15 protein-coding genes are annotated in these 22,258 nt (G+C 70.2%); 4 read left to right on the forward strand and 11 right to left on the reverse strand.

The annotated features are described in order from the left end of the window. The first annotated feature begins 52 nt into the window (after positions 1–52). Positions 53–649: a ribosome biogenesis factor YjgA gene (yjgA, locus tag AC1PME_RS14080; RefSeq protein WP_254458600.1), complete on the forward strand. Its 597-nt coding sequence runs from the start codon at positions 53–55 to the stop codon at positions 647–649. A 156-nt stretch (positions 650–805) separates the two neighbouring features. Here the strand turns inward: yjgA and tldD are convergent, their stop codons facing one another. From tldD to AC1PME_RS14100, 4 genes are all read right to left on the reverse strand, one after another. Next, positions 806–2,248, reverse strand: coding sequence for a metalloprotease TldD (gene tldD / locus AC1PME_RS14085; protein WP_307551477.1), 1,443 nt, complete (start codon positions 2,246–2,248; stop codon positions 806–808). A 171-nt stretch (positions 2,249–2,419) separates the two neighbouring features. Next, positions 2,420–6,322, reverse strand: coding sequence for a YhdP family protein (locus AC1PME_RS14090; RefSeq protein WP_481096193.1), 3,903 nt, complete (start codon positions 6,320–6,322; stop codon positions 2,420–2,422). Positions 6,323–6,479: 157 nt separating this feature from the next. Beyond that, complete coding sequence (gene rng / locus AC1PME_RS14095) at positions 6,480–7,970, reverse strand: ribonuclease G (RefSeq protein WP_254458603.1); 1,491 nt, start codon at positions 7,968–7,970, stop codon at positions 6,480–6,482. Next, a complete protein-coding gene (locus AC1PME_RS14100; protein ID WP_481096194.1) occupies positions 7,970–8,536 on the reverse strand; it encodes a Maf family nucleotide pyrophosphatase in 567 nt (188 codons plus the stop codon). Before AC1PME_RS14100 ends, rng begins: the two co-directional genes overlap by 1 nt. Before the next feature lie 134 nt (positions 8,537–8,670). Here AC1PME_RS14100 and AC1PME_RS14105 point away from each other — a divergent pair, with 134 nt between their 5' ends. Next, positions 8,671–9,408: an SIMPL domain-containing protein gene (locus tag AC1PME_RS14105; protein WP_254458605.1), complete on the forward strand. Its 738-nt coding sequence runs from the start codon at positions 8,671–8,673 to the stop codon at positions 9,406–9,408. Positions 9,409–9,642: 234 nt separating this feature from the next. Continuing rightward, complete coding sequence (locus AC1PME_RS14110) at positions 9,643–10,308, forward strand: energy transducer TonB (protein ID WP_481096195.1); 666 nt, start codon at positions 9,643–9,645, stop codon at positions 10,306–10,308. Between the two features lie 429 nt (positions 10,309–10,737). Here AC1PME_RS14110 and AC1PME_RS14115 read toward each other — a convergent pair whose 3' ends face one another. Further along, the gene (locus tag AC1PME_RS14115; protein ID WP_481096196.1) at positions 10,738–13,767 is read right to left on the reverse strand and encodes a TonB-dependent receptor; all 3,030 of its coding nucleotides are present in this window, start codon (positions 13,765–13,767) and stop codon (positions 10,738–10,740) included. Between the two features lie 784 nt (positions 13,768–14,551). Here AC1PME_RS14115 and AC1PME_RS14120 point away from each other — a divergent pair. Further along, a complete protein-coding gene (locus AC1PME_RS14120) occupies positions 14,552–17,302 on the forward strand; it encodes a TonB-dependent receptor (RefSeq protein WP_481098122.1) in 2,751 nt (916 codons plus the stop codon). Between the two features lie 186 nt (positions 17,303–17,488). On the opposite strand, the gene rlmH is transcribed toward AC1PME_RS14120, so the two are convergent. The 6 genes from rlmH to AC1PME_RS14150 form a co-directional block, all read right to left on the reverse strand. Then, complete coding sequence (gene rlmH, locus AC1PME_RS14125) at positions 17,489–17,959, reverse strand: 23S rRNA (pseudouridine(1915)-N(3))-methyltransferase RlmH (RefSeq protein WP_254458609.1); 471 nt, start codon at positions 17,957–17,959, stop codon at positions 17,489–17,491. 22 nt (positions 17,960–17,981) lie between these two features. After that, complete coding sequence (locus tag AC1PME_RS14130) at positions 17,982–19,154, reverse strand: J domain-containing protein (protein ID WP_481096197.1); 1,173 nt, start codon at positions 19,152–19,154, stop codon at positions 17,982–17,984. Then, positions 19,147–19,566: a ribosome silencing factor gene (gene rsfS / locus AC1PME_RS14135; protein WP_048491017.1), complete on the reverse strand. Its 420-nt coding sequence runs from the start codon at positions 19,564–19,566 to the stop codon at positions 19,147–19,149. Before rsfS ends, AC1PME_RS14130 begins: the two co-directional genes overlap by 8 nt. Before the next feature lie 56 nt (positions 19,567–19,622). Further along, positions 19,623–20,414: a nicotinate-nucleotide adenylyltransferase gene (nadD, locus tag AC1PME_RS14140; RefSeq protein ID WP_481096198.1), complete on the reverse strand. Its 792-nt coding sequence runs from the start codon at positions 20,412–20,414 to the stop codon at positions 19,623–19,625. Then, positions 20,411–21,445 carry a DNA polymerase III subunit delta gene (gene holA / locus AC1PME_RS14145; protein WP_254458612.1) on the reverse strand — a complete coding sequence of 345 codons (1,035 nt, stop codon included), beginning with the start codon at positions 21,443–21,445 and terminating at the stop codon, positions 20,411–20,413. Before holA ends, nadD begins: the two co-directional genes overlap by 4 nt. Positions 21,446–21,546: 101 nt before the next feature. After that, positions 21,547–22,161, reverse strand: coding sequence for an LPS-assembly lipoprotein LptE (locus tag AC1PME_RS14150; RefSeq protein WP_481096199.1), 615 nt, complete (start codon positions 22,159–22,161; stop codon positions 21,547–21,549). Positions 22,162–22,258 lie beyond the last annotated feature (97 nt).

The following is a 22,258-nucleotide window of genomic DNA, read 5'->3' on the forward strand; positions in this document are numbered from 1 at the left end:
GTCCTGGCCGGATCTGTTGATTTGATTTCCAGCCCGATCGAGTAGTACGAGCATGCGCGGACGCGACGAAGACACCGGTGAATTCCGCGGCGAAAGCCGCAGCCAGCAACGCCGCGAGGCGCTGGAAGTGCTGAGCCTGGGCGAGAAGCTGGTGGCGCTGACCCCGGCGCAGCTGGCCAAGCTGCCGGTGCCCGAGTCGCTGCTGCCGCACATCGCCGAGACCAAGCGCATCACCTCGCACATCGCGCACAAGCGGCAGCTGGCGTTCCTGGCCAAGCAGATGCGGCGCGAGGACGAGGCGGTGCTGGAGGCGATCCGCGAGGCCATGGACGTCAACAGCGACAGCGCGCGGCGCGAAGTGGCGGCCATGCACCGGGTCGAGGACTGGCGCGAGCGGCTGCTCGCCGAAGGCGACGCCGCGCTGGCCGAACTGCTGGCCGAGCATCCCGACGCCGACCGCCAGCACCTGCGCCAACTCGTCCGCAACGCCAAGGACGAGCGGCTGAAGAACAAGCCGCCGCATGCCTATCGGGAACTGTTTCGGGAACTGCGCGAGCTGATGCTGGCTGGTGCGTCGGGAATGGGGAATGAAGAATCGGGAATCGAACACGCCGACGACGACGAGGCGTTCGACGACACGCGCGACTGAGGTACGGCAGCGTCGGCTGCGGCGCACGGCCGCCGACACTCGCCCAACCCAGCGAGCGCGGCGCGCGCTGCGCCTACCCGTCAGGCCGGCACTGCCGCAGCGCACCGCGGCGCCCGCTTTGCCGATTCCCGATTCCCGATTCCCCACTCCCGGCTCCTAGGCCGTCCCGCCCACGGTCAGCCCGTCGATCAGCAGCGACGGCTGGCCCACGCCCACCGGCACGCTCTGCCCGTCCTTGCCGCAGACGCCGACGCCTTCGTCCAGCGCCAGGTCGTGGCCGATCATGCGCACCTTCTGCATGGTCTCCGGGCCGTTGCCGATCAGGGTGGCGCCCTTCACCGGCGCGGTGACCTTGCCGTCCTCGATCAGATAGGCCTCGGTGGCCGAGAACACGTACTTGCCGCTGGTGATGTCGACCTGGCCGCCGCCGAAGTTGACCGCGTACAGGCCCTTCTTCACCGAGCGGATCATCTCCTGCGGGTCGTGCTGGCCGGCGCGCATGTAGGTGTTGGTCATGCGCGGCATCGGCAGGTGCGCGAACGATTCGCGGCGGCCGTTGCCGGTCGGCGCCACGCCCATCAGCCGCGCGTTGAGCGTGTCCTGCATGTAGCCGACCAGCACGCCGTCCTCGATCAGGGTGGTGCAGTGCGTGCGGGTGCCTTCGTCGTCGACGTTGAGCGAACCGCGCAGGCCGTCCAGGGTGCCGTCGTCGACGATGGTGACGCCGGGCGAGGCCACGCGCTGGCCGATGCGGCCGGCGTAAACGCTGGTGCCCTTGCGGTTGAAGTCGCCTTCCAGGCCGTGGCCGACCGCCTCGTGCAGCAGCACGCCGGGCCAGCCCGGCCCCAGCACCACCTGCATCACCCCGGCCGGGGCCGGCACCGCCTCCAGGTTCACCAGCGCCTGGCGCAAGGCCTCGCGGGCGAAGGCTTCCGGCCGCCCGTCGGCGAACAGCGTGGCGTAATCGTAGCGGCCGCCGCCGCCGGCATAGCCGGATTCGCGGCGGCCCTGCTGTTCGACGATCACCTGCACGTTCAGCCGCACCAGCGGGCGCACGTCGGCGGCGAGCACACCATCGCTGCGCGCCACCAGCACCGTGTCCACGCCACCGGACAGGCTCACCATCACCTGCTGCACGCGCGGATCGGCGGCGCGCAGGTACTGGTCCAGGCGCCGCAGCAGCTCCACCTTGTGCGCGTTGTCCATCGCGTCCACCGGGTCCAGCGCCGGGTACAGCGCGCGGCCGCCGCCGCGCTGCAGCGCCTGCGCCGGCTGCGCGCCGCCGTCGCGGGAGATGGCCCGTGCCGACTGCGCGGCGGCCAGCAGCGCGTCGCGGTGGATGTCGTCGGAATAGGCGAAACCGGTCTTCTCCCCGGAAATCGCGCGGACCCCCACGCCCTGCTCGATGGAGTGGGCACCGTCCTTGACGATGCCGTCCTCCACGCTCCAGCTCTCGCGCCGCGAATGCTGGAAGTACAGGTCGCCGAAGTCGATGCCGGGGCCGAGCAGCGTGCCGAAGGCGCGCTCCAGGCTGGCGGCATCCAGGCCGGCGGGAAGCAACAGGCGGGTTTCGGCAAGACTCAGGGCGTGATCGTTCATGGGCTCAACATGGGGGACGAAGGCGCGCAGCGCAAGCGGCGGGCGGCACCGAACGCGCATGGCCAGCGCGCCGCGGGTATCTGTGCCGTCGCCACGTCCCTTCCGTAGGAGCGGCTTCAGCCGCGACGGGCGTTACAGCCGCTGCAGCCGCTCCTACGGACGGCACGGGCTCTAGGGCGTACCCGCCGGTGCCGGTGGCGGTGCCGGCGGCCGCGCCGATTCGCGCTCGATCACGTCCACCTTGGGATCCTTCCATGGCCCGGTGACCCGGTAGGTGCGCGCGCCGATGTTGCCCAGCGGCTTGCCCAGCACCGCATTGGCGGCGGCGCCGACCGCCGCGCCGACCGGCCCGCCGGCCACCGCGCCGACCACGGTCAGCAGGTTGCCGGACTTGGGATTGACGTCGATGGTCTGGTCGAACTGCTGGGTGCGCAGATCGGCCTCGCCGCGCACCTTGATCTCCGCGGCCGGGCCATCGATGACCAGGTTGTCGCTGCGCGCGATGCCGTCGCCGAAGCGGATCTGGCCGTCGATGCGGTTGAAGGCGAAGCCCTTGGAGAAGAAGTCGCGGAAATCGAACATCAGCCGCCGCGGCAGCTGCGCCACGCTGAGCAGGCCGAGCACGCGCCCGGCGCCCGGGTTCAGCTCCAGCAGCTGGCCGTTGCGCGCGGCCACGTCGAGCTGGCCCTGCACCGTGGCCAGTTGCAGGCCGGCCGGGGTGCCCGGCCAGGCCGCGCTGAGCTTCAGCTGGCCTTCGCCGCCGCGCACCTGGCCGCCGAAATCCAGGTTCTGCATCAACTCGCCGAGGTCGCGGCTGTCGACATTGGCGTCGAGCTGGGTATGCGCGGTGGCCCCCTTGCCGCGCCAGTCGCCGCTGATGTCGATCTTCTGCTTGTCCGAGCGCAGGTGCAGTTGGTCCACCTGCATGCCGTCGGCGAGCTTGCGCGTGCGCAGCGAGGCGGCGCCGAGGATGACCGGGCCGAAGCGCAGGTCGTCCACGTCCAGCGCCAGCGCCGGAATCGTGGCCGGGTCCAGGGTGTCGGCGAACGGGCCGGCCGGGACCGGGCCGGCGCTGCCGGCCACGCCGCTGGCCGGGGTGGCGACCACCGCGGTGGCCGCGCCGTCGGCCACCGGCAGCGCCGCGGTAGCCGAGCGCCAGTGCACCCGCGCCAGGCGTCCGCCGAGCACGCCGCTGTCCTTGGTCGGCACGCTGAGGTCGCCGGCCAGGGCCGGGCCGTCCAGGTGCACGTCGATGCTGTCGGCCTGCGGCAGCAGGCGCAGGCGGGTGTTGTCGAACACCCCGCCCAGCAACAGCAGGTGGTCGGCGAGGATGTCGATGCGCCGTAGCGGCATCGGGTCTTCGCCGCCGTTGGCCGCGGCGGCGTTCGGATCGGGGCGGCTGACCACGCCGATCCAGTCGATGGCGTTCAGCGCCGCGGTGCGCCCGCTCACCACCAGGCCGCTGGCAGGCGCATCGTCGGCGACGTGGTCGCTGCCCATCACCACGCGCACGCCGGTCTTGCCGCCCTGGCTGCGCGCGGCCAGCGCCATCAGCTTGCCGAAGGCCACCTCGATGCGGCCGCTGCCGACCGGCAGCGGCACGTTGACCGAGGTCGCCAACGGCGTCGCCGGCGCCTTGTCCATCGGCGCCGGCATCAACAGCTCGGTGCCGACCAGGTCCGAGCGCAGTTGCAGCCGGGTCGGCGGCTGCGCGCCGCCGTCGGGCGTCTTGGGCAGGCCGACGCCGATGTTCCAGCGCGAGCGGCCCTGCACGTAGGGCTTGAGCCAGGCCAGGTCCGGCACCCGGTCGAGCAGTTCGTTGGCGTCCAGCGACGCGCTCAGCGCCGCCTCGAAGGCCTGCTGCGGATCCTGCACGCCGTCGCCGGCGCGCAGCGCCAGCTCGCCCTGGTGGCCCTGGTAGGTCACGCTCAGCTTCTGCGCGGCGAACCCGGTATCGCTGTAGGTGGCGCTGCCGCGCATGTCGTCGAAGGCCAGGTCCCAGCGCTTGTCGGCGATGTGCGCGCCGAGCAGGTCGACCGTGCCGCGCAGGTGGTGGGTGCCGACATCGGCACGCAACGGCTGCAGCAGGTCGAAGGTGACATCGGCCGGCCCCGAGGCGCTGAGCGCATCCAGGGTGTCGCCGTAATGGGCATGCAGGGGACTCTGCCGCAGCATCGCCAGCAGCTTGCCGGTCTCGGCGCGGGTGCTGGCCAGCACGCTGAGCTGGCCTTCCTTGTAATCGGGCAGCGTCGCCGACAACTGCTCCACCGGCACCCCGCCCATGCTGCCGCGGCCGCGCACCTCGAAGCCGTTGCCGATGAAGGCGACGCTGGCATCCACGTTCTCCACCGCCGGCCAGTCGCGCTGGAAGCGCACCTTGGCGTCCTCCAGCCGCGCGGTCGCCTCGAAGCGGCCGTTGTGGTCGGCGAACGGCCAGTCGTCCAGGTCGCCGGAGACCAGCGCATGGCCGTCGCGCAGGCGCCCACCCTGCAGCGCGGCGTCGAGCCAGTCGGTGGCGGCCTTGCTCATCTTGGAATGGACCCAGAATGTCTTCGCCGCCACCACCGGCGCGTCCTGCAGGTCGGCGGCCAGGTCGATCCACGGCCGCGAACCGTCGCCCTGGAAGCGCAGCCCGCCGCGCACGTCGGCGCCGTAGTCGCTGCCCTGCACGCGCAGGCCCGGGGTCGCCACGCGCAGGCCATCGCCGTCGCGGAACGCCACGATGCGCCCGGCCAGTTGCACCTGGTGGACCACGCCGAAGCCGCTGGGCCAGTCGACGCGGACCGGACTGCCAGCGTCCAGCGCCAGCTCGCCGGCCTGCGCATCGCCGTCGAAGCGGCCGCGCAGCCCGCTCACGCCCGGTGCGCCGCCGGCCGGCGCGAACGCCAGCTCGGTCAGCCGGCCCTGGCCGTACAGCGGGCCGCCGGGCACCCCGCTCACCGCCACCTGGGTCAGTTGCAGGCGCGGCCGCGCCACCGTCAGCCAACTGCGCAGACCGGGCGAGAGGCGGTCGCTGAGCCCGGCCACCGCGATCAGCGGCGTCGCGTCGAGGTGGTCGCCGAACAGGGCGAAACGGCGCCCGCCGGCCACGGTCAGGCCGTCCAGGCGCTGCAACGGCAGCCCGGCCTGGCCGAACTGCAGCTGCGGCGCATCCAGCCGCCAGCCGCCCTCGATCTGGCGCCAGCGCGCCTTCGCCCGGAAGGTGGTGAAGGTGAGCGGCGGCCGGGTACGGCCGTCGGCCAGCGGCGCGCCGCGCAGGCGCAACTCGCGCAACGTGGCGTCCACGGTGACCCCGGCGACCCGGTGCTGCTGCAGGTCCAGCCAGGCCTGGACTTCGCCGACGCCGCCCTGCAGTTCGATGCCGCCGGCATGCAGCAGGCCGGCCCAGCCGGCCAGCTCCGCCGGGCGCACCGCCAGATAGGCCTGGCCGTCGCCGTGGCGGCGGTCCAGGTCCAGCACCGCGGTCAGCGGCGCCTGCTGCAGATCGCTCCAGCCCTGCACGCCCACCTGCAGGCGCTCGCCGTTCACGCGCATCCGCAGGTCGATCTTCGGCACCTGCGCTTCCAGCCCCAGCGACGGAGCGTGCACGCGCAGGCGGCCGTCGATGACCTGCAGTTCGCCCAGCCCCTGCAGCGCATCCAGCGGATCGCCGCCCTGCCCCGAGGTCGGCAGGCCCTGCACGCTCCAGTTGCCGTCGTCGCCACGCAGCAGGGTCAGCGCCAGGCCGCGCAGGCGCAGTTCGGTGAACGAGCGCCCAGGCAGCAGTCCCGCGTACATCGACACCAACACCTCGGCCTGGCCGATGCGCACGCCGTCGCCGGCGCCGATGCGCAGCCCGTCCAGGCGCAGCAGCGGCCCGCGCCGGGTCCACGCGGTCTCCAGCCGGTCGAAACGGATCGGCCGCCCGGCGCGCTCGCTCAGCCACGCCGCCACCTGCTGCGGGTGCCGCTCGACGAACGGCAGCGCCTGGCTCAGCGCGCCCACCGCCAGGGCAACGCACACCAGCCCGATCGCCGCCGCGTAGAACGCGAAACGGCGAGCCAGGCGCAGGCGGCGGCGCAGGGGGGTGTGCATCAAGTGCGGGGAGTGGGGAATCGGGAATGGGGAATCGCAAAAGCAGCACACGAACCGCTCATTGCCACGTGAAATTCGGCAAAGGAATCCGGGAATGCATCAGCGCCGATAACGCGCTCTTCCTCCATTCCCCATTCCCGATTCCCCACTCCCGGCCTCACAACAACACCACGTCGAACTGCTCCTGCAGGTACTGTTCGTCGGCCTGGAAGCGGATGGTCTTGCCGAGGAATTCCTCCAGCTCGGCCACGGCCGCCGATTCCTCGTCGGTGATGCGCGCCACCACCTTGGTCGAGGCGATCACCAGCAGCCGCGCCGCGTCGAACTGGCGCACGGCGCGGGTGATCTCGCGGAAGATCTCGTAGGTCACCGTCTCGGCGGTCTTGATCGAGCCGCGCCCGCCGCATTCCGGGCACGGTTCGGACAGCTGCCGCTCCAGGCTCTCCACGGTGCGCTTGCGGGTCATCTCCACCAGGCCCAGCGGCGAGAACTCGTACACCGTGGTCTTGGCATGGTCGCGCGCCAGCGCCTTCTCCAGCGTGCGCAGCACCTGGCGGCGGTGCTCGGCGTCGTCCATGTCGATGAAGTCGATGATGATGATGCCGCCGAGGTTGCGCAGGCGCAGTTGCCGCGCCACCGCCTGCGCCGCCTCCAGGTTGGTGCGGAACACCGTCTCCTCGAGGTTGCGCTGGCCCAGGAACGAGCCGGTGTTGACGTCGATGGTGGTCATCGCCTCGGTCTGGTCGATGACCAGGTAGCCGCCGGACTTCAGCGGCACCTGCTTGTCCAGCGCGCGCGCGATCTCGTCCTCGACCCCGTACAGGTCGAAGATCGGGCGGTCGCCGGTGTACAGCTCCAGGCGCTCGGCCAGCACCGGCATGTACTTGGCGACGAAGGCCTGCAGGCGCTCGAAGGTCTCGTGCGAATCGACCTTGACCTTCTCCACGTCCTTGCGGATCAGGTCACGCACCGCGCGCAGCGGCAGGCTCAGGTCCTCGTAGATGATGCTCGCCGGCGACCCGTCGCGGCCGCGCCGCTCGACCACGTTCCAGACCCGCGACAAGTAGGCGATGTCCTCGGCCAGGGCCTCGGCCGGCTGGCCCTCGGCGTTGGTGCGGATGATGTAGCCGAAGCCGCCGTGGCTGGCGGCCAGGTCGGCGACCAGGGTCTTCAGGCGCTGCCGTTCGGCCTCGTCCTCGATCCGCGCCGACACCCCGATCACCCGCGACTGCGGCAGCAGCACCAGGTAGCGCGAGGGAATGCTGATCTGCGTGGTCAGCCGCGCGCCCTTGCTGCCGATCGGGTCCTTGACCACCTGCACCACGATGTCCTGGCCGTCGCGCAGCAGTTCCACGATCGGCACCGCCGCCGACACCGGCAGCGGCGTCGCCTCCTCGGTGTCGCCGTTGCCGACCGGCGCCGGCCGCACCACGTCGTTGGCGTGCAGGAACGCCGCGCGCTCCAGCCCGACCTCGACGAAGGCCGCCTGCATGCCCGGCATCACCCGCTGCACGCGGCCCTTGTAGATGTTGCCGACCACGCCGCGGCGCCAGCCGCGCTCGATGTGCAGCTCCTGCAGCATGCCGTTCTCGATGACGGCCACCCGGGTCTCGCGTGGTGTGACGTTGACCAGGATCTCTTGCGACATCACAGCACTCCGAAGGTGCGCAGCAGGTGGAAGGTCTGGTGCAGGGGCAGGCCCATCACCCCGGAATAGCTGCCGTCGAGACGGCTGACGAAGCGTTCGGCGCCGCCCTGGATCGCGTACGCGCCGGCCCGCCCCATCGGCTCGCCGCTGGCCACGTAGTCGGCGATGTCGCGCGCGGACAGGTCGGCGAAGGTCACCGCGGTGGACACCAGCACCAGCTCCTCGCGGTCGGCGGCGACCAGCGCCACCGCGGTCATCGCCTGGTGGGTGCGCCCGGACAGGGCCGCCAGCATCGCCGCGGCGTCCCCGGCGTCGGCCGGCTTGCCGAACACGCGGTCCTCCAGCACCACTTCGGTGTCGGCGCCGAGCACCACCGCGTCGGCGGTAGCGGCCAGTTGCGCCAATCCGGCGCGGGCCTTGTCCAGCGCCACCCGGCGCACGTAGGCCTGCGCCGATTCGTCGGCCGCGCGCACTTCCGGCACCTCGAGATCGAGGATCCGGAACGGCACGCCGAGGCGGGTCAGCAGTTCGTTTCTGCGAGGGGAACGGGACGCGAGATACAGCATGCTCGAAGGATAACCCGACCGGACTGACTGAACGATCGCTAATTGCGGGACGATCGCTTCGACCCCAGCGAAGATCACGACGCGTTCATCGTCGCGGCAACACCCTCGCCAACGTCTTCACAAGGAGAACCACGATGCGCGCATTGTCCGTCCGTCCCCTGCTGCTGGCCCTTTCCCTCGCCCTAGGAGGCACGATGACCGCCCACGCCCAATCCGCCGCGCCCGGCTATGCCGTGCCCGCCGACGGCACCCTGCTCAACATCACCGCGCAGGCCGAGGCCAAGCGCGCGCCCGACGTGGCCGCCATCTCCGCCGGCGTGGTCACCCAGGCCACCGACAGCGCCGCGGCGATGCGCCAGAACGCCGAGCAGATGACCAAGGTCCTGGCCGCGATCCGCGCCGCCGGCATCGCCGACAAGGACGTGCAGACCAGCGGCGTCAGCCTCAACCCGCAGTACAAGTACGTCGAGAACCAGGCCCCGCAGATCGTCGGCTACCAGGCCAGCAACTCGGTGAACCTCAAGGTGCGCGACATCGGCAAGCTCGGCAAGGTGCTCGACGCGCTGGCCGCGCAGGGCGCCAACCAGATCAACGGGCCCACCTTCGAGATCGACGACCCGGAACCGCTGTACGACCAGGCCCGGGTCGACGCGCTGAAGAAGGCGCAGGCGCGCGCGCAGAGCTACGCCAAGGCGCTGAACCTGCGCGTGCGGCGCATCGTCAGCATTTCCGAGGGCGGTGGCGGCGGGGTGCGTCCGCCGATGCCGATGATGCGCGCGATGGCGATGAAGGCCGAGGCCGACACGCCGGTCGCACCGGGCGAAAGCAGTGTCTCGGTCAACCTGGACGTGGTGTTCGAACTGGGCAAGTAAGTCCTGGTCCCGCAACACCTCACGACGGCGCCTGCGGGCGCCGTCGTCGTTTCCGGCTCAGGAAGCGGCGCCCGCTCGCCACTGTCGCATCCGGCGCCGTTCCCCGCCACCGCTTGCCAAAGCGCCCGCGCCCGGCGCACTGTCCAAGCGCGACGGGCGCGACAACCCCATCCGCCGCGCCCGTGCGTTTCCCCGTACCGCAGTCCACGACACTCCTATCGCAGAGGTGGATCCATGGTTCGCACGCAACTCCCCGCCCCGTCCTTCCGCATCGACCTGTCCCGGGTCCTGGCCTACAGCACCGCGATCGCCCTGCACCTGCTGGCCGCCCTGTTGCTGCTGCTTCCGCTCTCGCACGTGACCGCGCCCCCGGAACCGGCGCAGCCGCGCTGGCAGCAACCCGTCGTGGTCCAGGTCACGCCGCCGCCGCCGACCCTGCCGACGACCGAGAAACAGAGGCCGCCGCAGCCGCGCACGCCCGTGGCGGTGCCGGCACCGACCCCGGCGCCGGCGCCGCTGGCCGACAGCAGCCCGGTGGCGCTGGACGCGGCGCCCGTGGTCGATCCCACGCCCAGCATTGCGGCCCCGAGCCAGCCTCCAGCCAGCGTCAGCGCACCACTGGAAGGCATGCAGCTGCAGTACCTGCGCGCGCCGGCCCCGGCCTATCCGCGCGACGCCCTGCGCGAGCATCTGCAGGGCAGCGTGCTGCTGCGGGTGCTGGTCGGCACCGACGGGCAACCGCTGCAGGTCAGCATCGAGAAGAGCAGCGGCCACCGGGCACTCGACCTGGCCGCGCGCGACCAGGTGCTCAAGCGTTGGGCGTTCAAGCCGGCGCTGCAGAACGGCACGCCGGTGCAGGCGTACGGGCTGGTGCCGATCGATTTCTCGCTCGATCGCTAAGCATCGGCGCACCGATGGCCGACGCCCGAGCGCGTCGGCCATTGCCCGGATAAGCGGCTCCGGCCGCGCCCATCGACCTGGCTGCGCGCCTGGGTCCCGGCCGCACCCCACCGGCATGGGACATGCGTGCACAGGATCGGCCATCGAAGACAGGGCGCGGCCACCACGCGCCATCGGCATCGGCTACGCGACAAGCCCCCCTCGCGCCCGGCCAACGCTGTGCGTCTGCGGTCTTTGCCGCCATCCCCGCCTCGCCGCCATCGCAAACAGTCCGCACCTTCGGCGCGCGCCGGCCCTGGCTTTGCGCGTTTCCGCCATTGCAGCCTCCAACTCCCAGGAAGGACCCTGCACACAAAGAAAAAGCCCGCCCCCGTTTCCGGAGGCGGGCCTGGCAGTGAAACTCACGCCGCGCGCGGCGCCAGTCCCGGATCAGTAGTCGTAGGACACCGACAACTGCAGGTAACGCGGGGTCTGGAAGTAGTTGCCCATGCCATAGGTGTTGAGCACCGTGTACGGGCTGGATTCCCAGGTCGCGTACTGCTGGACCGGCTTGCGCTCGTTCAGCAGGTTGAACACCTGCAACCCGAACGCCAGCTTCTGATCCGCGAACGCCGGGCGATAGATCGCGCCCAGGTCGATCTGCTTGGTCCACGGGGTCCGACCCGCATCGCCCGGCCGCGACGCGCTACCGGCACAGGTGTGATAGGCGGAGCGGTAACCGACCGGGTCGCCAGCCACAGAGCTTTCATCCACGCCGTTGGCGCTGAAGTAACCCAGGCAATCGCGCGGCGTCCCCGACTGGATGCGCAGGTTGGCCGAGACCATCCATTCCGGCGCGATCTGGTACGCACCGTAGATCTTCAGCTGGTGGCGGCGATCGTTGGCCAGGTAGCCGCCGGCCCAGGCCATCAGCGCCGCGGCGTCCCAATCCTGGGTCTTGGACACGTCGGTCTGGCCGATGTTGGACTTCAACTGGCCTTCGGTATTGCCGAAGTTGCGCGACCAGGTGTAGTCGACACGGGTGCTCCACTTGCCGTCGAACGGATGCTCCAGATACAGGTTGAGCGCGGCGTAGTCACGCTTGGCCGAGCTGTCGAAGCCCCAGTCCGCCTTGCTCATGGTGAAGTTGGTACGGCCACCGCTGCTGTTGGCCAGGCTGAAGCTGTTGGTCTCACCGGGGTTGAACAGGATGCATCCCGGGATGGTGACCGTGCTCGGGTCCACCCCCAGCGACCTCAGCTTGGTGCGCATGCGGCCCGGATCGCACACGTCGTCGATGGCGGACTGCAGCTTGCGGTAGGTACCCTTCGCGCCGAAGGTCCACTTCTCGGCGAACGCCTGGTCGAAGCCCACGATCAGTTCGTCCTGATACATCGACTTCAGGTCGCTCGGCGTGAAGGTACGCGGATCCGGGGCGATGCCGTACTCGCCGTTGGAGGACACCGGGCCCGGGCCGAGCGGACGCAGGCCGGTCGGGTTGCCCTTGGCGTCGATGCCGGTATAGGCGAAGTACTCGCTGGTGAAGGTCGAGGCCGAGGCGCCGCGGATCGCGACGCTGTTGGGAAGCGCCAGGAAGTAACGGCCCAGGTTGGCATAGACCTTCAGCGTCGAATCGCCGTGCACGTCCCAGGTCGCGCCCAGTCGCGGCGCCCACTGGTTGCCGCTGTCCACGTACGGCTGGGCGTTGCTGTTGCTGTTGATGAACTTGTCGTTGCGCAGACCCAGCGATAGCAGCACCTTGTCGCTGACCTGCCAGCGATCCTCGAGGAAGTAGGCCTTCTGCTTGACCGTCATCGAGGTCGCGGTGCTGAAGATCAGCTTGCGCACGTAATACCCCTGGCCACCCGGCGCGCCGACGCCCAGCGCCGAGCTGATCGGCGCGTTCGGCCTGGACGACTTGGCGTAGTACCAGGCATAGCCCGGGCCGGTCATCGACTGGCCTTCGTTCTCGGCCTGGTAGTAGATGTTGTCGATACCGAAGGCGAGATCGTGGTTGCCCAGGCGGTAGTCGAAGTCCAGGCGCAGGCCGCGGGTGTTGTCCTTGCCATCGAGCAGGTTGCGCGCGCCCTGGCCGTTGCGGATCGGCGTGCCGCCGTTGGCCGCCGGATTCTGGAAGACCACGCCGCTGAGGTACGGATCCGGGCTGACGATGCCCGGGTAGTTCTTGTTGTCGAAGGTGCTTTTACCGTAGGTGGCGCTGAAGGTCAGGTCCTCGGTGAGATAGCTGGTGTACTTGCCGATGTAGTAGGTGCTGTTCTGCTTGACGATGTTCGGTTCGACGGCAGTGTTGCGCGCGCCCTCGGACAGCGTGGCGTAGTCGAACGCGTTGTAGTAGCCGCCGGTGCGGTCGTTGCTCTTGATGCCGGTCAGTTCGAGCAGGTTGCTGTCGTTGATGTTCCAGTCGACCTTGGCGTAGACCTTGGGCTTGTTCTGGTTCCAATGGTTGCGCGCCACGGTGCTGCTGTCGGACGCGGTGGTCGACACGCCGTCGATCTTTTCCTGCTCGGCCGAGACGAACACGAACAGGCGATCCTCGATCAACGGGCCGCCGGCATAGGCGCTGTACACGTTGCTCCAGGTCGGGTTGTCCTTGCGCGAGCGATACAGCTTGCCGGTCAGCGTCGGATCCTGATAGCCATAGCCACTCGGCAGGGACGCGTCGGGGTAGTACACGTCCTTGGGCGACTCGGACGTGGCGCGCGGGCGCCACAGCACCTGGCCGCCGAAATGCCACTCGTTGGTGCCGCGCTTGCCGATCTGGCTGATCACGCCGCCGTCGGAGCGGCCATAGCGCGCGCTGTAGCCGCCGGTATAGACCTCCTGCTGGTCGATCGCGCCATACGGCAGGCTTACGCCGCCGATGTTGTTGATCGGGTTGCCGGTAGAGAAACCGTTGACGTAGTACGCGTTCTCCGACACGCCGGCGCCGCCGAAGGACACCGCGTTGCCGAAGTAGCCGCTGCCGGCCACGGCGCCCGGCGCCAGCAGCGCGATCGCCTCGGCGGAGCGGGCCAGCGGCAGGCGCTGCAACTGCTCGGCGGTGATGACCGTGCGCGAGTCGACGGTGGTGACGTCCACCGGCGCCACGTTGCTGGCGCTGACGGTCACCGTATCGAGCGTGGCGGTGGAGTCGGACTTGGCGAAGGAGACCTCGGTGCCCGAGCTGACGCGCAGGCCGATGCCCTTGCGGCTATCGACGGCCTGGCCGTCCTTGTTCAGGGTGACTGTGTAGGTGCCGACCGGCAGCGAGCCGATGTTGAAGCGTCCGGCGCTATCGACCGGCACAGTGCGCGTCAGACCGGTGTCGCTCTGCACGGTGATGGTCGCGCCTGCCGGCGCGACGCCGTAGATGGAACCTGTGGTGCTCTGCGCATGGACCACGCCCTGCGTGAGGGCTGCTCCCAGGAGCACGGCCAATACGCTACGACGCATGACACGGCTCGGATAGTGCTTCGACATCTGTCCTCTCTCTCCTGACGACACGTGAAGGGCCTGGCTGCGCGATGCAGTGCGACCCAGGAATTAAGAAATTCGTAACGAAAAATTGTTTCGTCTAAAACAAATTTCTTAACGCGAGATTAACTTAAAACAAAATTTTCACGAGAATGCAACTCTTGGCCCATGACTTTGTCGCCGGAAGCGTTTAGAGATCTGTCACTGCCGCCGCCCCATTCTGGGATAAGTGTCTGTTTTTAGACGGATGGAGCGCACGTTGGACGACTCTCCAGCGTGGCGCCGATGCGCCGCAGCGCGCTCATATCTGCCCTGGACCCCGGCATCGTCCGGACGCCGAACTGCGCGCCAGGCAGGGCACAGCACCGCCACAAGGACCACTGGATGAGCCGGCGGCCTCAGCGCCCCCACTGCCGCGAACACATGCGCCATCTGGGGGCGTACCCTCCCAGTCCCGCCAAGACCGCCCGTGCTGGCTGTCCACCGCCGATCGGGCGTCGGCGTGGCCAGCTCGATGCACGCGTTCAGTGATTCCTGCCATGGACACGCACGCGGCGCCGCCGGATTCCAGCACCTGCAGAGCGCCCCACCCGCGCGAACTGGATCACGGAGCAAACTGGGATGAACGGCATAAAGCCTTCATCGACCAAGGGTTTTTACTGAATCTTTGACATTTTCTTCACGGCGCATCGACCCTGATGCGACCAGGCCGGCGCCGATGCCAGCCACTCCGTGGTTCAGAAATCCCAAACGTACGTTTCCAGTTAGGAGAGAAACTGTGAACACCTCGATGCAACGGCGTGCAACCCGCCGTTCCCTGCTGTGCGCCTCCGTCACCGGCATTCTCGCTGCGCTCGCCGGCCCGGCCGCCTTCGCCCAGGAAGCGGCCACCAATCTCGACCGCATCACCGTCACCGGCTCCAACATCCCGCGCACCGACACCGAGACCCCGTCTCCGGTGCAGGTGGTGACCCGCCAGGAAATCGACCGCACCGGCAAGACCTCGCTGGCCGAATACCTGCAGACGCTGACCGCCGACGGCGCCGGCTCGATTCCGAAGAGCTTCGGCAACGGCTTCGCCGGCGGCGGCGCCGGCATCTCGCTGCGCGGCCTGGGTGCCGGGTCCACCCTGGTGCTGTTGAACGGCCGGCGCATGGCCACCTACGGCCTGGCCGACGACGGCCAGAAGGTCTTCACCGACCTGAGCACCATCCCGCTGGACGCGGTCGAGCGGGTCGAAGTGCTGAAGGACGGCGCCTCGGCGATCTACGGCTCCGACGCCATCGCCGGCGTGGTCAACATCATCCTGCGCAGCGACTTCCAGGGCGCGATCCTGCGCGGCTCCTACGGCATCTCCGGTGACGGCGATGGCGATGCGCGCAAGGCGACCCTGACCGCCGGCACCGGCGACCTCGCCAGCGACGGCTGGAACGCGTTCTTCAGCCTGGACGTGGGCAAGACCGACGCGATCAGGATCAGCGACCGCAAGGACCGCAAGTGGATCGGCACCGGCGACATCCGGCGCTGGGGCTACGCGGCGCAGGACGCGCAGTTCCTCGGCGGCGCCTACCTCAGCGGCGGCACCGCCGGCGGCACCGGCCCCAATGGCTCGGTGTTCAACACCGCCGGACAACTGGTGGCACTCCCCGGCTGCGCCGGCCTGACCACCATCCCCGGCCAGAGCGACGCCACCGCGCAGGCGCAGGGTTGCCTGTGGGATCCGGCGCAGCAGTTCCGCGACCTGGCGCCGGAAGAGAAGTACGTCAACGTGTTCGGGCGCGCCAGCTTCGCCTTCGGCGAGGGCGGCGAGATCTACACCGAGATCGGCTACTCGAAGAAGAACACCGTGTTCTCCAACACCCCGTCGGCCGTGTCCGGCGGCTGGGGCTACCCGGGCGGTCCGGTCAACGCCAACAGCGGCGCTGGCGCCACCGTGCTCTACGCCGGCCACCCCGACAACCCGCTGCCCTACGCCGCGCGCCTACGCTACAGCGCCTGGGACGTGGGCCCGCGCGTCACCGACAACACCAACGAGTTCAACCGCTTCCTGGTCGGCGTGAAGGGCAACTGGGGCGAGTGGAGCTACGACACCGGCTACCTGCACTCGGGTACCAACCTGATCAACAAGCGCACCGGCTTCCTGCGCTACAGCGCGGTGCGCTGCGTGCTCGGCAACCCGGCCTGCCCCGCCGGCACCTGGCGCATCGGCGACAACGCCAGCCTGAACTCGCAGGCGCTGTACGACTACATCTCGCCGACCATCAGCGCGCGCGCCAAGTCCGAACTGGACATGTTCGACTTCAACGTCTCGCGCAGCCTGGCCGACCTCAAGGGCGGTCCGCTGGGCCTGGCGTTCGGCGCCGAATGGCGCAAGACCAGCAACAGCCTGACCCCGCAGACCTACACCGATGTGGGCGACATCATCGGCCTGGGCTATTCGGCCTACGACGGCACCCAGAACGTCTACGCCGCGCACGTCGAGCTGTCGGCGCCGGTGCTGGAGCAACTGGAACTGTCGGCGGCGCTGCGCTACGACAAGTACGACGGCGGCGACGGCAAGGCCACGCCGAAGTTCGGCGTGAAGTGGACCCCGGCCGACTGGATCGCGCTGCGCGCCAGCTATGCCGAAGGCTTCCGTGCGCCGAACCCGGCCGAGAACGGCGACGGCGGCCTGGCCGCGTTCTCCAACGCGCGCGATCCGGTGCGCTGCGCGATCGACCCGGCCAACGAGTGCACCGCGCGCTCGGTCGCGATCATCACCCGCCCGAACCCGGCGCTGCGGCCCGAGGAGTCCAAGAGCTATTCGGTGGGCTTCGTGCTGCAACCGACGGCGACCACCTCGCTGACCGTGGACGGCTGGGAGATCAAGCGCACCAACGAGATCGCCCAGGGCAGCACCGCCGATGCGATCGCCGCCGGCAACGTCCTGCGCGACAGCAACAACATCGGCGGCGTGCCGAACAGCGGCACCATCCTGGCGGTCAACACCGGCTACGTGAACGCGAACTCCTCGCGCGTACGCGGCATCGACACCGACATCCGCCAGACCTTCGCGATCGGCCCCGGCCAACTGGAGCTGGACGCGCAGTGGAGCCACCTGCTCAAGTTCGAGCGCACCGAAGGCGACACCACCGTCGACTACGTGGGCACGCACGGCAACTGCGACGTGACCAACTGCATCGGCACGCCGCAGGACCGCATCAACTTCGGCACCACCTGGAAACAGGGCACATGGAGTGTGAGCGGCGTGGTCAACTACATCGACAGCATCGAGAACAAGGATCGCCGCGGCGGCGACTACCAGGCGTTCTACGCCGACGGTACGCCGGTCAAGAAGATCGCCTCGTTCACCACCTTCGATCTGTCGGGCCGCTGGAACATCACCGAGGCCTTCGAGCTGAACGCCTCGGTGCAGAACGTGTTCGACCGGATCGCACCGCTGGACCCGACCACCTACGGCGCGGTCAACTACAACCCGCTGCACTTCAGCGGCGCGGTCGGCCGCTACTTCACGGTGGGCGCCAAGTACACGTTCAACTGATCGCGAACGTCGCAATGCGGTAAAGAAAAAGCCCGGGCGCAAGCCCGGGCTTTTTTCTGCCGGCCTGGCATGCGTACGAGAGCGAAGGCGTCCACGCGCGCATCGCCCCACGCGACCGCCACCAGGCCACGATCAGGGCCAGGAACTCAGGAACTCAGGCGCTCAGGCGCTCAGGCGCTCAGGCGCTCAGGCGCGATGATAGGGATGATTGGCCAGCATCGCCGCGGCGCGGTACAGCTGCTCGGCCACCACCAGCCGCACCAGCATGTGCGGCAGGGTCAGCGGCCCCAGCGACCAGGATTCGTTGGCGACCGCCAGTACCTCCGGCGAATGGCCCTCGGGGCCGCCGATCAGGAACGCCAGGTCGCGCCCCTGTCCGCGCCAGTGCTCCATGCGCTGCGCCAGTTGCTCGGAGCTGTGCTGCTTGCCGGGCACGTCCAGCGCCACCACCAGCGCGTTCTTCGGCAGCGCCGCCAGCACCCGGCGGCCTTCGTCCTCGATCGCGCGCTGCGCGTCGCGGCCCTTGCCGCGCAGGCCGGGTTCGATCTCGACCAGGTCCAGCGGCAGCCAGTGCGAGAGCCGCTTGCGGTACTCGGCGAAGCCCTGCGCCACCCAGGCCGGGGCGCGCTCGCCGGTGGCGATGAGGCGCGCCTTCATGGCGTCGATCGCCGCACGCGCATCACCCGCGCTCGGCCACGAACGCCGCCGACGTCGGCGCCTCGGCGGCGTCCTGCGCCTCCAGGGCCGCACGCTGCTGGCGCAGCCACTGCTTGAGGGTGGCGGGCTGCTGCAGTGCGCGCCGGTCTTCGTCGAAACAGGCGATCTCATCCTGCAACTGGCGCTTGATCTGCGCCATCAGCGCATCCAGGCGCCGCGGCTGCGGGCGCCGCTCCAGGGCCAGGCCGTAGTCGGCCACGAACGCATCGAGCACCTGCGCCAGCTCCCGCTCGACCTGCTGCAGTTGCGTGGCGAACATCGCGGCGTAGTCGCCGATCCGCTCCTCGGCCATCGCCGCGATCCCGGCGTGATCCAACTGGCCGATCTCCAACTGCAACTCCAGCAGGCCCAGCAGATCGTCCTGGCGGTAGACGCGGTTGAGTTCCTGCATCAGCGCGGTCTTGCGTTCGCGTTGCCGCGCATCGGGTTCGCGGTCCGGGTGCAGCGCCGCGACCAGGGTGCGGTACAGCGTGCGCCGCGCCTGCTGCGGATCGAACCCGCTCGCGCTTGCGGGACCGGCGCCGGCGCGACGGCGCCGGGCATGCCGCTGCGCGCGTCCGTCCGCGTGCGCACGCTGCTGGCGCTGGCGCTGCTGCAACTGCGCGTACAGCGCTTCCGGGCACGGCAGGTGCTGCAGCTCCTCGACGGTGAGGCCGAACTCGGCGGCGAGCGCGGCCTGCATCGCCGCGTCCAGGGCGAGCGCATCGCCCTCGCCCTGGGTACCGCAGTGGCGCGCATGGAGCGGCTTCAGCGCGTCGAATCCCGGCTGTTCCAGCAGCGGCGCGGCCAGCGCGCAGAGCGTCTCGGACAGGTCGGCGCGCTCGCGCTTGCCCAGCTTGTGCGCGGCATGCGCCGCGTCCAGGTCCTGCACCAGTTGCGCCTGCGCCGCATCGCGCGCCTGCAGCAGCGGCTCGACCTGCTCATGGAAACGCTGTTCCCACCTCGGCAGCGCCTCGCGCCAATCGCGCAACTCGGCGCGAGTGCGCTCCAGGCGCTCGATCAGCGCATCGAAGCGCTTGCGTGCCGGCGTGGCCAGCGGCTGCGCGGCGGTGCCGGTACCGGTGCCGGCGCGAACCCGCGCGGACTGCGCAAGGCCGGACACGGCCTCCGGCAGCCCGGCCTGGCGCTTAGGCATCGCGTGCCGTGTCGTCGCCGTCGTCGTCGCTCGGCGGCTGGTCGCCGACCGTCCACAGCCGCTCCAGCGCGTAGAACTCGCGCACCCGCGGCAGCATCACGTGCACCACCACGTCGCCGAGGTCGACCAGCACCCACTCGGCCTCGCGCTCGCCTTCCACGCCCAGCGGCATCACGTCCAGGCGCTTGGCGTACTTGATGACTTCGTCGGCGATCGACTTGACGTGACGGGTGGAGGTGCCGGAGACGATGACCAGGTAGTCGGTGACGCTGGACTTGCCGCGCACGTCGATTTCCGCAACGTCCTTGGCCTTGAGTTCCTCCACTGCCTCGCGGACGTGGGCGAGCAGGACCGGCAGCGGCGGCGGTGGATTGGGGACTTGGGTCTTGATGACGTGGGCTTGACTGGACAAAGCGGCGAACTCGATGGAATGGGGCGAATTATAGGCGACCCCGGCACGGCGCGTATTCAGCCGCCGGCGGCGGCGCCGGGTGCATACAGGCGGTGGTCGCGGATGTAGGCGGCCACCGCCGGCGGCAGCAGTGCCGCCCAGTCCTCGCCGGCGGCGATGCGCGCCCGCACCAGGCTGGCCGATTCGCTGCGCAGCGGTTGCCGCAGGCACCACAGCCGGCCGCCCGGCGCGGCGGTCAGCGCCTGCGGCGTGTCGGCCCAGCGCCCGGCCACCGCCTGCGCCAGTTCCGCCGGCACCGCCCGCTCCCAGCCGCTGCCGGCGCGGTCGGCGACAATCAGGTGCGCGGCCTCCAGCAGCGCCCGCCAATCGCGCCAGCCGTTGAAGCCGACGAAGCTGTCGCTGCCGATCAGCAGCGCCAGCGGCGCGTCGGCGCCGAGTTCGCCGCGCAGCTCGCGCACCGTGTCGATGCTGTAGGACGCCACCCCGGGCCGGGCCTGCGCGCGGCGCAGCTCGTGCAGGTCCAGCACCAGCCCCGGCGTGTCGGCGATCGCCAGCGCCAGCATCGCGCAGCGCTGCTGCGCATCGGCGCCTGGCGCCGCGCGATGCGGCGGATCGGCCGCCGGCATCAGCCGCACCGGCACCCCGAAGGCATCGCGCGCCGCCCGCGCGATCGCCAGGTGGCCGTTGTGGATGGGGTCGAAGGTGCCGCCGTAGATGAGGTGCAGTGGTGGGGAATCGGGAATGGGGAATGGGGGAGAAGCAACAGCCGCGGGCTGCGGGATCTCTGGCGGGACCGCAGCGCCGCTGTTCCCATTCCCGATTCCCGATTCCCGACTCCCGGCGTTCATACCACCAACAACCGCACCGCCCGCGCCTCGGCGATCGCCAGCAGCAGGCGCTCCAGGGCGATCCAGGCGTCGCCGTCGGCGCGGCCCTTGGCGATGCGGTCGATGCGCCCGGCCTCGGCGGCGAAACGTTCCCAGCGGCGCGGCTCGGGATGCCGCTGCAGGGCGCGCTTGAACGGCGCCTGCCGCGATTCCCAGATGCCCTGCCCCTTCATCTCCGCCGCCAGGTTGCCGCCGGCGGCCTGCACCTTGGCCAGCGCCGCGGTGCGCAGCAGTTCCTTGATCAGGATCGGCAGCAGCGCGGCCACCGCCTCGCCCTCGGCGCGCAGGCCGGCGAGCATGCGCCGCACCGCCGGCGCCTGCCCGGCGAGCGTGGCCTCGGCCAGGCGGAACACGTCGTAGCGCGCGGCATCGGCGACCAGCGACTCCATCGCCGCCACGTCCAGGCCCTGGCCGTCGGCCAGCAGGGCCAGCTTGTCGATCTCCTGCGCCGCCGCCAGCAGGTTGCCTTCGACCCGCTCGGCCAGGCGCTGCACCGCGCCGGCGTCGGCACGCAGGCCCTTGCTGCGCAGGCGCCGCTCGATCCAGTCGCCCAGTTCGTGCGGTTTGATCGCCCAGGCCACCGCGATGGTGCCGATGCGCCCGACCGCATCGGCCCACTTGCCGTGATGGGCCTTGCTCCATTCGTTGCAGGTGATCAGCAGCACCACGTCCGGCGGCGGGTCGGCGCAGAACGCGGCGATCACCTCGCCGCCTTCCTTGCCGGGCTTGCCGCTGGGCAGGCGCAGTTCGATCAGTCGCTGCGCGCTGAACAGGCTGGGCGCGTTGAAGCTGGAATACAGCTGGCCCCAATCGAAGTCGCGGCCGTCGGCATCGAACACTTCGCGCTCGCTGATGCCGGCGGCACGCGCGCGGGCGCGCACCGCGTCGGCGGCCTCGAGCACGCGCAGGGTTTCCGGACCGGCGATCAGGTAGACCGGCTGCAGCGGCTGCGACGCCGGCTGGGTGGCGAGTTGTTCGGGACGCAGTTCCATGACGACAGCCTACGCTGCTGCAGGCGCATGCGGCGAACGCCGCGCGCCTGCAGCAAACGGCATGGCCGCCGCGCGCGGCGGCGAAGGCGGCAGGGCGAGGCTCAAGGCTGCGGCTTGGTCGCCGGCTTGCCTGCGGCCGGCGTGGCGTCGGCCGGCTTGCCTTCCACCGGCGTGCCGTCGGTCGACGGCGGCGCGGCGTTGACGTCCTTGCCGTCGCGCACCTGCGCGCGCACCACGCTGTCGATCCGGCGCAGCATCGAGGCCGACATCTCGCGGCGCAGTTCGTCGGCCAGGATCTCGCGCTCGGTGGAGGTACCGGTGGCGTCGGTCGGCGGCGACACGTAGTCGCGCGACAGCTCGATCACCTGCTGCGGCACCAGCACGCTGCCGTCGGCGCGGCGGAACACGAAGATCGCCGCGTAGCGCAGGCTGTATTCCTGGGCGCGGCCTTCGGCGTCGAGCGCGATCGGCAGGTCGCCCCAGCGCTCGGACAGCACTTCCAGGCGGGCCACGCCGGTGTTGACGTCCTTCGGCGCGATCTGCGCGCCGGCCGCGCGCAGGCCGCGCTCGAGCAGCTTGGCCAGCTCGCTGTACGGTGCCGAGGACACCACCTTCACCGACGGCGTGTCGGCCGGCAGGGTCAGCTTGTTGCGCAGGTGGAAACCGCAGGCGGTCAGGGACGCCGCGAGGACGAAAGCGAGCAGGAGTCGGGTCATGGACACAGTCTGGAGGAGCCGGCTGAGCGCGGCAACAGGCCGCTAGCCTGCCGCACGCTGCGTGAACGCGGGTTGAGACCTGCCGCGCCGCGCGGCC

This window comes from Xanthomonas sp. NCPPB 901 (assembly GCF_056725085.1).